At 64.6% G+C, this 10,503-nt stretch carries 11 protein-coding genes and 1 other RNA gene; 7 read left to right on the plus strand and 5 right to left on the minus strand.

Features of this window, described 5'->3' with window-relative positions:
• Positions 1-26: 26 nt before the first annotated feature.
• Together ACREP4_RS04050 and ACREP4_RS04055 are read left to right on the plus strand one after the other, a co-directional pair.
• Positions 27-965 (plus strand): hypothetical protein, encoded by a 939-nt coding sequence (locus ACREP4_RS04050; protein WP_431594929.1) that lies wholly within the window; start codon positions 27-29, stop codon positions 963-965.
• Positions 966-968: 3 nt separating this feature from the next.
• Positions 969-1,514: a GTP-binding protein gene (locus ACREP4_RS04055; RefSeq protein ID WP_431594930.1), complete on the plus strand. Its 546-nt coding sequence runs from the start codon at positions 969-971 to the stop codon at positions 1,512-1,514.
• Between the two features lie 138 nt (positions 1,515-1,652).
• Here the strand turns inward: ACREP4_RS04055 and ACREP4_RS04060 are convergent, their stop codons facing one another.
• The 4 genes from ACREP4_RS04060 to ACREP4_RS04075 are packed head-to-tail and all read right to left on the minus strand — an operon-like array spanning position 1,653 to position 5,671.
• Complete coding sequence (locus tag ACREP4_RS04060; protein ID WP_431594931.1) at positions 1,653-3,044, minus strand: FAD-binding oxidoreductase; 1,392 nt, start codon at positions 3,042-3,044, stop codon at positions 1,653-1,655.
• Entirely contained in the window at positions 3,041-3,583 is a 543-nt protein-coding gene (locus ACREP4_RS04065) for a metal-dependent hydrolase (protein ID WP_431594932.1), read from the minus strand. The genes ACREP4_RS04060 and ACREP4_RS04065 overlap by 4 nt, the downstream gene beginning before the upstream one ends.
• Positions 3,583-3,957, minus strand: a complete 375-nt coding sequence (locus ACREP4_RS04070; RefSeq protein ID WP_431594933.1) for a YraN family protein — start codon at positions 3,955-3,957, stop codon at positions 3,583-3,585. Before ACREP4_RS04070 ends, ACREP4_RS04065 begins: the two co-directional genes overlap by 1 nt.
• Positions 3,947-5,671: a penicillin-binding protein activator gene (locus ACREP4_RS04075; RefSeq protein WP_431594934.1), complete on the minus strand. Its 1,725-nt coding sequence runs from the start codon at positions 5,669-5,671 to the stop codon at positions 3,947-3,949. The genes ACREP4_RS04070 and ACREP4_RS04075 overlap by 11 nt, the downstream gene beginning before the upstream one ends.
• Positions 5,672-5,752: 81 nt before the next feature.
• On the opposite strand from ACREP4_RS04075, the gene rsmI reads away from it, so the two are divergent.
• On the plus strand, positions 5,753-6,577 hold the full coding sequence (gene rsmI / locus ACREP4_RS04080) for a 16S rRNA (cytidine(1402)-2'-O)-methyltransferase (RefSeq protein ID WP_431594935.1): 825 nt from the start codon (positions 5,753-5,755) through the stop codon (positions 6,575-6,577).
• A 215-nt stretch (positions 6,578-6,792) separates the two neighbouring features.
• Positions 6,793-7,143: RNase P RNA component class A (gene rnpB / locus ACREP4_RS04085), an RNA gene on the plus strand.
• Between the two features lie 462 nt (positions 7,144-7,605).
• Here rnpB and ACREP4_RS04090 read toward each other — a convergent pair.
• Entirely contained in the window at positions 7,606-8,376 is a 771-nt protein-coding gene (locus tag ACREP4_RS04090) for an NRDE family protein (RefSeq protein ID WP_431594936.1), read from the minus strand.
• A 373-nt stretch (positions 8,377-8,749) separates the two neighbouring features.
• Between ACREP4_RS04090 and ACREP4_RS04095 the strand changes: the two genes are divergently transcribed.
• Genes ACREP4_RS04095 through ftsL form a run of 3 tightly spaced genes read left to right on the plus strand, consistent with a single transcriptional unit; the run spans position 8,750 to position 10,478 of the window.
• A complete protein-coding gene (locus ACREP4_RS04095) occupies positions 8,750-9,151 on the plus strand; it encodes a division/cell wall cluster transcriptional repressor MraZ (protein WP_231732509.1) in 402 nt (133 codons plus the stop codon).
• 14 nt (positions 9,152-9,165) lie between these two features.
• A complete protein-coding gene (gene rsmH / locus ACREP4_RS04100) occupies positions 9,166-10,218 on the plus strand; it encodes a 16S rRNA (cytosine(1402)-N(4))-methyltransferase RsmH (protein WP_431595312.1) in 1,053 nt (350 codons plus the stop codon).
• Positions 10,215-10,478, plus strand: coding sequence for a cell division protein FtsL (ftsL, locus tag ACREP4_RS04105; protein WP_057633384.1), 264 nt, complete (start codon positions 10,215-10,217; stop codon positions 10,476-10,478). Before rsmH ends, ftsL begins: the two co-directional genes overlap by 4 nt.
• The last annotated feature ends 25 nt before the right edge of the window (positions 10,479-10,503 follow it).

Raw genomic sequence — 10,503 nt, forward strand, 5'->3', positions numbered from 1 at the left:
TTTCACGTCCACGCCCGATCAAACCGATGAGTGCATCCGCACGCAATATTTCTGCTGCCGTGATTGGATGCCATGGCCTGGACGTGCTGCACATGATGCGGCTGAAGGTCGCCAGTTCGCTGCTGATGGCCGAGTACATCCAGGCTGAGGTGCATGAGTGGAACCGCCAGAAGGTGGATCTGCTGGTGGCGTTTGCCGATGACGCCGAAGGGCAGTTGGTGGTGCACGAAGCCAGGCACAACGGCGTGCCAGTGCTGGCGGTGAGCCGGCGCACGTTGGCTGCATTGTCGGTGCCGGGCGTTGCTTACGGCGCCAGCGTTCGCGACATCTTCCAGCACCTGCGTCAGCTGCTGCAGCAGCAGGAACATCCCGTTGTCGAGCGGCCCCCATCGCGCACCCTGTTCGCCAGCCTTGCGCAGAGCAAGGGCAGCGCCTGCGAGTTGCACATGGGCCTGTTCAAGTTGCAGGTCAATGCTGAGCGCAGCCGGGTGACGCTGCTGCGTGATCTTCCGTATGAAAACTGTTTGAAGGCCGCTGCTGAATCAAATTGGACCTTGACGCTGGCGACCTCCGACACGTTGGACGACGCCGTCAGTCAACACGTTTTCGAGGACTTCTGCTGGCAGGCTGCGGCGTTGGTCAATGAGCCGCTGGTGCCGGTGGAAATGGCCCAGCTCTGGCAGCTGCGCGGTTGGCCGGAGGTGCAGACCGGCGCCTTGCCGGTGGCGTGGTTGTTGCCGATGGCGGCCCTGATGCAGCGCCCTTGGCGATGCGCCGAATTGGCGCTTGCCATCGATATGCCGCAGGTGGAAATTGCCCGTATCATGGCCGCGGCGGCGTGCAGCGGGCTGCTCGACACCGCCGTCGTTCAAGCAACATCACGCACAAGTGGCAGTACGGTGACCGGTTTCTTTACGCGCATTGCCAAGCGATTCGGGCTCACTTTCAAAGGGCTTCAGGACTGACATATGGCAACCAAACTGGTTTTCGTCGGTGAAATGGGTGCGGGAAAAACGACTGCCATCCGGTCGATCTCGGACATGGAACCGATCAGTACGGAGATGCCCATCAGCGATGAAGATGCGCTGCAGGTATCGCAGGGCAAATCACACACCACCGTGGCGCTGGATTACAGCTCCATCGAGCTGGGCGGTGGCGAGTTGCTGCACGTCTACGGCGTGCCTGGTCAGGCGTATCTGGATTTCATGTGGCCCATCGTGGCCGAGGGCGCAATCGGCGTCATCGTACTTGTGAGCGCACTCAATCCGCGCGCGCTGCCAAGTACGTTGACGTTGCTGGAACACTTCCGCGCCTTGGCGCCGGAGGCGTGTTTCGCCGTCGGCGTCACCTGCCAGGATCGCGAACCGGGGTTCGCATTTGGTGCGTTGCGTGACGGGCTTGCCGCCGCCGGCCATCGCCTGCCGGTGATGTGGGTGGACGCGCGCGAAGCGATGCAGGTGGATTTCCTGGTCAAGGCGTTGTTGTCCTGCCGCTATGCCGAAGCGCTGGCCTGATAGCGCGTTGTTGCACGCGCGATGGAAGTGGCCGCGTCGGCGGGGATGAAATCCCAGTAGCGTTTTCCGGCTAGGCCGATCCGCATTGTTTGCATGACGTTGAGGTGCCGGGATGACACCCCAGCCTACGGCGCTGTTTCAGTGCTGGGCCGACGTCGGTGGCAACACTTTTCCCGGATTGAGAATGCCGTCCGGGTCCAGCGCCTTTTTGATCGCGCGCATCGCATCCAGCGTGCTGGCGGAAAATGCCTGCGCCATGAAGTCACGTTTGGCGATGCCGATGCCGTGCTCGCCGGACAGTGTGCCGCCCAATCCCAGTGCCAGTGCGAATACTTTCGGCAACGCCGCATGCGCGCGTGCGTTTTCGTCGGCGTCATCCGGGTGATAAAGAATGTTGACGTGCAGGTTGCCGTTGCCGGCATGGCCGAAGGTGACAATCGGCAGCCGTGCTTCGGCTGACAGCTGCTGCACGCCTTCCACCAGCTCCGGGATGCGCGATACCGGCACCCCCACGTCTTCGTTGATCTTGCCCGGCGCGATGCTTTTCAACGCGGGCGACAACGCGCGGCGCGCAGCCCACAGTTTGTCGCGCGCGCTGCCGTCGGTGGCGACATCCAGTTCCAGCATGCCGTCGCCTTCGGCTGCTTGCGCCAATGCGTTGAGCAGATAGGGCAGGGTGTCGTCGTCGCCATCGGCTTCGATCAACAGCATTGCGCCTGCCTCCGGCACCTGCGCGCCATTGCGGCGCAACAGCTCCAGGCTGCGCGCATCCATGAATTCGAGCATGGTCGGCGTGACCGGCTGCGCCATCACGCGCGATACCGCTGCAGCGGCGGCGGCAGCATCGCGGTACAGCACGCGCAAGCCGGCCTGTGCGCGTGGGCGCGGTGCCAGTTTGAGCGTGGCTTCAACGATCAAGGCGAGCGTGCCTTCGCTGCCGACGATCAAATGGGTGAGGTCGAAGCCGGTCGCATCCTTGGTATAGGCGCCGCCGCATTGAATCAGCTCGCCGGTGCCGGTGACCGCAACCAGGCCAAGTACGTTGTCGCGGCTGGTGCCGTATTTCACCGCGCGCGGGCCGCCGGCATTGCAGGCCAGATTGCCGCCGATGCTGCAGATGTCGGCGCTGGACGGATCCGGCGGCCAGAACAAACCATGCGGCGTCAACGCCTGTTGCAGATCGCCATTGAGCACGCCGGGCTCGACCACTGCACAGCGGTCGCCAGCACGGATATCGACAATGCGATTCATGCGCGCGAACGACAGCACCACGCCGCCAGCGGTCGGCACCGCCGCGCCGGTGGTGCCGGTGCCTGCGCCACGGCCGACCAGCGGCACGCCGTGTTCGCGGCAGGCGCGGACAATGGCCTGCACCTGTTCGCGGGTGCTCGGCAGCGCCACGCCTTGCGGCAGGGCGTGACGCCAGGAGTTGTCCTGCGCGTGCGCTTCCAGCGTATTGGCGTCGGTGCGCCAGCCATCGCCGAGCAATTGCGACAAGGTTTGGCTGAAGGTGTCGGGCAGGGCAGTCATGGGCATCGGGAATCAACCGGCGCGCGCTGTTGGATGGCTTTCCAGCCCAGCACGCAGAGGAACAGCGGCAGCCACACCCAGCGCAGTTCCGATAGAACGGTCTGCAAGCCGCGTGCGCTGAAGAAATTATTGGCAAACGGCGACACGCGTATCGGCCGCCATGGCGCGAACAAGCGTGCGTCACTCCACGGCCACCACAGCGCGACACCAAGACCGCCGGAGGTGAATGCATCCAGCAACGGATGCGAGAGCGCGCAGATGAACACAAACGCGGCAGCCTGCAGACGTGTCGCCCGCAATGGGCGCGCCAACAGCAACGCAAGCAGCGCTATCAACGCGGAGAACAGCAAGGAGTGACTGGCGCCGCGATGGCCAAAGGCATCGGCATAGGGAATGTGCAGCGCGAATGCCAGCACATCGGCATCGGGCAGCATCGCGGCGATCACGCCGGCGCCAAGCAGTCGCGGCGAAATGCGGTCGCGCTCACTGGCGCACCACAGCGCAAGCGGAACCGCAGCGTGGGTGAAGATACTTGGCATCAGCAGTCGTCAGCGCGGAAGGCGTCGGTTATCCAGTGCAGGCGCGGCGGCTCGCCACTGGCTTCGACCACGTCGAAGCGACACGGCGCGTTGGCCAAGCGTGGGTTGCTGGCCAGGTACAACTGCGCGGCAAGCAGCAGCTTGCGACGCTTGCCGACATCCACCGATGCTGCGCCGCCGCCAAAGGCCGCAGAGCGCCGATAGCGCACTTCGACAAAAACGAGCGTGTCGGTGGCGGGGTCACGCATAACCAGGTCCAACTCACCGCCGCGAAAACGCACATTGGTCGCCAGGCAACGCAGGCCGGCGGCTTCCAGATGCGCGCGGGCGGCGCTTTCGACCGCCGCGCCGCGCTGCAGTGGATCAGCGGCCATCACCGATCGGAGTCGGGCGGCCGCCGCTGAAGGTGGACCATGCCGGCGTGCGCAGCACATTGCCGAAGCCGTCCAGGTGCAGCGTGCCGGTCGCGCCGAACAGGCCGCCGCTGGTGCTGTTGGCCAGCTTTTCCAGATACGCGGTGATCTTCCACGCATCAAAGCCGAAGGCGAACAAACGTGCCGCGGCGCCGCGAGCGGTCGGCAGGGTGCTGGCCACGCTGCTGGCAGCGGGCAGGCCGGCAACGCCGCGCGTGGTCCAGGCTTCGCTCGGATAGACAATGCCGTCCAGCGCAGTGTCTTCGTCGGCCTTGCCGGTGTTGCTGATCAACTGCGAGGTGCCAACGCGGCTCACTGCCGACAGCCCGGCCAATGCCAGCTGCGGCGCCAGTGCGCGCGCCTGGTTGCCCTTGACCGCCAGGAACACCGCATCCACGCCGTTGGTCTGGCGCAGCTGCGCGCCGATGTCGCCCGGCGCGTCGCCGACGTTGATGCTGGCGGCGACCTTGCCGCCGCGCTCGGCGAAGCGCTCCTTGAATGCGCTACTGGCGCGACGGCCGGCATCGTCATTGCTGGCGATCACCAGCACGTTGCCGCGCTCGCGGCTGAGCAGGTATTCGGCGGCCATGATGCCGTCGTCTTCCGGCGCCAGCGAGAAACCGGCGCTGCCCGCGGGCGGGCTGTCCTTGCCGCGGTTCAGTGCCAGCAACGGCACCTGCAGTTCGCGTTGGAACAGTGCATCCACTTCATCGCGGCCCAACGGCCCGACCACAAAATCCACGCCCGAGGCCACGGCCTTGTCGTAGGCGGCATTGGCACCGGCAGCGGTGCCGTGGGTGTCGATGAAATCAATTTGCGGACGACGGCGGTTTTCAGCGTAGTAACCGGCCAACAGGCCATCGCGCACCGGTGCGGCAGCGGTCGCCATGTTGCCGCTGAGCGGCAGCAGCACGGCCATCTTCACCGGCGGGCGGTAGCCATCGGGATCGGCCGGCGGACGCTTGCCGGTATCCAGCTGCCAGGCGGCGCCACGCTCGAAGGGGCGCGGCAACGGCAAGCCGCGTGCGATCAGTGCGCGGCCCGCATGGTTGTACAGCGGGTCGCCAGCCGGCAACGCGGCGGTGCGGCTGGCGAGCGTGGCATCGTCCAGACCGGCCAGCAGGCGGGTGATGGCGCGTTGGTTGTCGTTGCGCGCAGTGCCGGTGAGCAGAGCGGCGGCGCGGGCGCGCTCGACCGCGGCGTTGAAGGCATCACCGGTGGTTTCAAGCGCCTGCGCGCGCGCCAGATACCAGCGGGCCTGTAGCGGTGCGGGCAGTTGGTCGGCGCTGCCGGCCAATGCCTGCAGGGCGACGGCCGGTTGTTTTTCGGTCAAGGCCAGCTCGGCCAGCATCAGGTTGTAACGCTGCTGGGTGGCGCCACTGAGCTGGCGCGACTGTACCTGTGGGATCAGCATGCGGGCACGGGCGCTGTCGCCGGCTTCGTGCCAGGCGAACGCCGCGTCAGCCAGCAACAGCGACTTGGCCGCGCCACGCGCCAGTGCGGCCTGGGCTTCCAACTGCTGCGCAGCCTCGCGCGGTTTGCCTTGTTCAAGCAGCGCAATGGCGGCCTGCTGGGCGGGCGAGCTGGTGGGCGCAACGCTGGTGGTGGCACAGCCCGCGAAGAGCAGTATCGACAGCGACAGGGCGGAAATCCGGGCGGCGACAGACTTGTTCATTTGATATCCGTTCGACAGGGCGCGGCGGTGCCGGGCGGGGGAAACGGTACGATTCTACCCTTGCCCATGGAAAAGCCGATGATGAGTACCCCAGCCGCCACCTTGTTTGTTGTTGCCACGCCCATCGGCAACCTTGGCGATCTGACGCCGCGTGCGCAGGACGTGCTGCGGTCGGTGGCGGCGATCTGTGCGGAAGACACGCGTCACACCGGCCAGCTGTTGTCGCATTTCGGCATCAGCAAGCCGTTGGTGGCGCTGCATGATCACAACGAAGAGGCGATGGCCGAGCGCGTGGTTTCGCGGCTGCTGGCCGGTGAATCGCTGGCGGTGGTGAGTGATGCTGGTACGCCGTTGGTGAGCGATCCCGGCTTCCGGCTGGTGCGCGCCGCGCGCGCGGCCGGTGTCAAGGTCAGCCCGATTCCCGGCGCCTGCGCCGCCATCGCCGCATTGAGCGTGGCCGGATTGCCGAGCGATCGCTTTGTATTTGAAGGCTTCCTGCCGGCCAAATCGTCGGGCCGGCGTGAGCGCCTACAGCGCTTGGCCAGCGAAACCGGCACGCTGGTGTTCTATGAGTCCTCGCACCGCATTGCTGAATCGCTGGCCGACATGGGCGCCGCCTTCGGCAACGACCGCCCGGCCGTGGTCGCACGCGAGTTGACCAAATTATTCGAGACCGTGCTCGACGGCACGCTGGAGCAGTTGCTGGCCAAGGTGCTGGCCGACGACAACCAGCGCAAGGGCGAATTCGTGGTGATGGTGCAAGGCGCCGCCGACGACGAAGAGGGCAAGATCGCCGAAGGCCGCCGCCTCTACGCCAAGCTCAACGAACACCTGCCGCCGTCCACCGCCGCCAAGCTCGCCGCCGAACTGAGCGGCGCACCGCGCAAGGCGTTGTACGGGTTTTAAGCGGGGAACGGGGAGCAGGGAATGGGAAGTCGCTTGCCGATGCGGGCTGGTGGGCCTTGCAGCCCTGCGACAGATTTGAGGTGTAGTGCAGGGTGCCGAAGCATCTCGCCTCTCTCGTCTGCCTGAATGGTTGCATGGCGCAGCAGCCTGCTTCCGCCCTGCATTCCCGATTCACTGTTCCCCATTTCCTGCCCCGATGCGACAATGCGCGCGGCGGAGTCGGCCAGGCAGTCGCGTCATTCCTTCGGGAATGCCGAGGAAAGTCCGGGCTCCACAGGGCAAGGTGCCAGGTAACGCCTGGGCGGCGCGAGCCGACGGAAAGTGCAACAGAAAGATACCGCCGAACGGCCTTCGGGTGCGTGGTAAGGGTGAAATGGTGCGGTAAGAGCGCACCGCGAGTCTGGCAACAGACCGGTACGGCAAACCCCACCTGGAGCAAGACCAAATAGGGACCTAATGGCGTGGCCCGCGTCGGGTCCGGGTAGGTTGCTTGAGCGTCACGGTGACGTGGCGCCTAGAGGAATGACTGCTCACGACAAAACCCGGCTTATCGGCCGGCTCCGCCGCTTTTCCCGCCTACCAGGCGGGAAAAGCCCCAAGGTTTCGCAGGGCGAAATCTTGGGCCCCGGGCCTCTGGCCTTCCAATTCCCCGCGCCTGTCGGCGCGCCCCCTTTACTAAAGGGGGCTCTAGTGTGATTGAGATTGCTTGGCTCGCTTCGCATCGCTCCAGGCATGCGAGAGGCGCTACTCCATAGAGATTGCTTGGCTCGCTTCGCATCGCTTCAGGCATGCGAGAGGCGCTACTCCATAGAGATTGCTTGGCTCGCTTCGCATCGCTTCAGGCATGCGAGAAGCGCTACTCCATTGGGATTGCTTGGCTCGCGTCGCATCGCTTCAGGCATGCGAAGGGTGTTGTATCTCAGCCCTTCTCCCGCTCGCGGGAGAAGGTGCCCGGAGGGCGGATGAGGGGGCCCTTGTTTTCGGTAGGGCTCCATCCACCAACAAGCAGCGCTTTCGCGCCGGCTTTCTCAGTTCCCGTCGCCAGGAATCTCCGCTCGGGTTTCGCCGAGAAAAACACCTTCCGGGCCAAAGCGCCGTTCGTGGATGAAGCCTTGCCCTGCGTGATCAATGACGATCACCGTGCTGGCGCGGGTGCCGTAGTCGGCGCCACGGATGAATGCACTGGACAGGCGGCGCTCCAATTCCATGGGGACGCCGGTGTGTGGGAGTTCCGAATCGGTGGGGCGGCTTTCGTCCGCCAGCGCCTGCCAGATCGCATCCAGCGTGGTCGCGTCCTGTGCCAACCACTTTTCCATCGCGCGCATCAGCCGCAGGGTTTTGGGCCACGGCGCATCCAGGCTGCCGTTGGACATGCCGTGCACGCCCGGCGGCAGGTTCTGCCAGCCGGCCGGATGATTGCCGAGGTAGGCGCAGTGCTCTGCATCGGCAATCAGCAGATTGAAGGGCGCAAATTGGCCGGCGCGATTGGCCAGTGCTTCGGTGTAGCGAATGCTGTCCAGCGAGCCGCTCAGATAGCCGGCGATCAATTCACCGCGCGATGGTCCGCCTGTGGGGGCGGTTGGGTCGCGCACATTGGTAACCACGGCCGCATGGCCGCGCACGTTCGCTCCCATCCAGCTGCCGCCTGAGCGCAGGTCGCGTCCGGCGATTACCGCTTCATACGGTTCCGCCCAGCGCTGCAGTGGCGCGGTGGGGCGTGCATGGAACTCGTCACGGTTGCCCGCCATGGCCAAGCGCCAGCGGGGATGGCAATTCCAAGCAATGGTGACGAGACACATGCACGGAGTGTGCCGCGTTGCGCAGTTCCCGGCCATCCCAGTCTGAATGGTGGGGTGGTTGCGGTCCTATTTTCACGCGGTCTCTACAGTGCTGAATTTCCTGGGAATCTCAAAATTTGAGACGAAACAGCAACTTGTGGATAAGCCTTGAACAAGTCTCTAAACATTGCCGCAAACCCTTGATGCAAATAGTGATTTTCTTTGCGGAAAGTTGTTGACAACCTTTGTGCCACTGCTAAGGTGGGTATCAGAGGGAAAACCGGGTCTTTTGTGGTTTTTCGTGGTTCAATAACTTTCCTTACGCAATCAGACAAACGGGTGCATACGGGTGTTTCAGGGCGAGACGGCCATCACGGTTGACGACAAGGGACGCATGGCGGTGCCCACCGCCTACCGCGACCTCGTTGCGCGTGCCAGCGGCAATCGTCTGGTGCTGACCTACAACCCGTTTGAAGCCGGTTGCCTGTGGTTGTACTCAGAGCAGGAGTGGGAGCGGGTGCGGGACGATGTAATGGCAAAGCCCAATACCCAGCGCGTAGTGCGCACCCTTCAGCAGAAGCTTGTCGGTTCCGCCGCCCATCTGGAGTTGGATGGGAACGGCCGCATCAGCCTTCCTTCCAGTCATCGCAGCGCGGTGGGCATCGAGAAGAAAGCAGTGCTGATGGGCATGGGTGAAAAGTTTGAGTTGTGGAGCGAGCAAGCGCATCGCGCACTGATCCAGCAGACGTTGTCTGACGAGGATCTGGGCGATGGGCTACTCGATCTGAAGTTGTGAGCCGGGGTGCCCGGGTGCGCGGTCAAGCGCAAACCGGTCACCCTCCGGTGTCACAGCCGCCGGCGGGTCATCTGCCGGTGCTGTACACCCAGGTCCTTGAGGGCCTGAGGGTGATCGAAAACGGTACCTATCTGGATGGCACGTTCGGACGTGGCGGTCATGCCGCCGGCGTGCTGCGCCAACTGGGCGCGGACGGCCGTCTGTTGGTCATGGACAAGGACCCCGAAGCCATTGCCGTGGCCGAGCGCGACTTTGCGCCCGATGGCCGTGTGTCGATCTATCGCGGCAGCTTTGCCGACCTGTTGAATTGGGAGCAGACCGCCGCCGGTCTGGATGGCGTGTTGTTCGACCTGGGCGTGTCTTCGCCGCAGCTGGATGTGGCCGAGCGGGGTTTCAGCTTCGGCAAGGATGGCCCGCTGGACATGCGCATGGACCCGGATTCGGGCGAGAGCGCGGCGCAGTGGCTCAACCGCGTTGATGATCGCGAAATCGCCGATGTGCTGTGGACCTATGGCGAAGAACGCCAGAGCCGCCGCATCGCCCGTGCCATTGTTGCCCGCCGCGAAACCCAGCCGTTCTCGCGCACGGCGGAGCTGGCGGATTTGATTGCGTCGGTGATGCCGCGCGGCAAGGACAAGATCCACCCGGCCACGCGCAGCTTCCAGGCCATCCGCATCCACATCAACCGTGAACTGTCCGATCTTGAAGCCGGGCTGGACGCGGCGATGGCGCGGCTCAAGCCCGGTGGCCGTCTGGCGGTGATCAGCTTCCATTCGCTGGAAGACCGCATCGTCAAGCAGTTCATGAATCGCCACGCCAAAGCGCCGCCGACCAACCGCCGTCTGCCCGAGATCAGCGTGTTCGTGCCGACGCTGGACCTGATTGGCGGTGCCATCAAGGCGGAAGACGACGAGTTGGCGGTCAATCCGCGCTCGCGCAGCGCCGTGCTGCGGGTTGCTGAGAAGCGGGAGACAGGGAGTGGGGAACCGGGACTGAAGAACCCCGGTAAAGCTTCATTCCCCAATCCCCATTCCCCGATCCCGGCCTCCAAGGGAGACGCGCGATGAGCCGTCTGCTGTTGATCGTGCTGCTGGCCTGCACCATCGCTTCGGCGATCGGTGTGGTGTTCATGCGTCACCGTCATCGGCAGCTGTTTGTCGAGCTGTCCAAGCTCGAACACGCGCGCGACGAACTCAATATCGAGTTCGGCCGCCTGCAGTTGGAACAGGCAACGCTGGCGCAGGCCACGCGTGTTGATCAGGAAGCGCGCGGTCGGCTGGGGATGAAGTTCCCGGAAGCGGCCGACATCGTGGTGATCCGCCCGTGAACAAATCCAGCCGCAACCGCACCCG

The sequence above is a fragment of the Stenotrophomonas sp. genome (assembly GCF_050737575.1).
In the GTDB taxonomy this organism is placed as follows: Bacteria; Pseudomonadota; Gammaproteobacteria; order Xanthomonadales; family Xanthomonadaceae; genus Stenotrophomonas.

Coding starts and splice junctions, on each gene's coding strand:
- ACREP4_RS04050 (WP_431594929.1), top strand. CDS start 27: ATGAGTGCATCCGCACGCAATATTTCTGCTGCCGTGATTGGATGCCAT.
- ACREP4_RS04055 (WP_431594930.1), top strand. CDS start 969: ATGGCAACCAAACTGGTTTTCGTCGGTGAAATGGGTGCGGGAAAAACG.
- ACREP4_RS04070 (WP_431594933.1), bottom strand. CDS start 3,957: ATGGCCGCTGATCCACTGCAGCGCGGCGCGGCGGTCGAAAGCGCCGCC.
- ftsL (WP_057633384.1), top strand. CDS start 10,215: ATGAGCCGTCTGCTGTTGATCGTGCTGCTGGCCTGCACCATCGCTTCG.
- ACREP4_RS04060 (WP_431594931.1), bottom strand. CDS start 3,044: ATGACTGCCCTGCCCGACACCTTCAGCCAAACCTTGTCGCAATTGCTC.
- ACREP4_RS04095 (WP_231732509.1), top strand. CDS start 8,750: ATGGCGGTGCCCACCGCCTACCGCGACCTCGTTGCGCGTGCCAGCGGC.
- ACREP4_RS04075 (WP_431594934.1), bottom strand. CDS start 5,671: ATGAACAAGTCTGTCGCCGCCCGGATTTCCGCCCTGTCGCTGTCGATA.
- ACREP4_RS04090 (WP_431594936.1), bottom strand. CDS start 8,376: ATGTGTCTCGTCACCATTGCTTGGAATTGCCATCCCCGCTGGCGCTTG.
- ACREP4_RS04065 (WP_431594932.1), bottom strand. CDS start 3,583: ATGCCAAGTATCTTCACCCACGCTGCGGTTCCGCTTGCGCTGTGGTGC.
- rsmI (WP_431594935.1), top strand. CDS start 5,753: ATGAGTACCCCAGCCGCCACCTTGTTTGTTGTTGCCACGCCCATCGGC.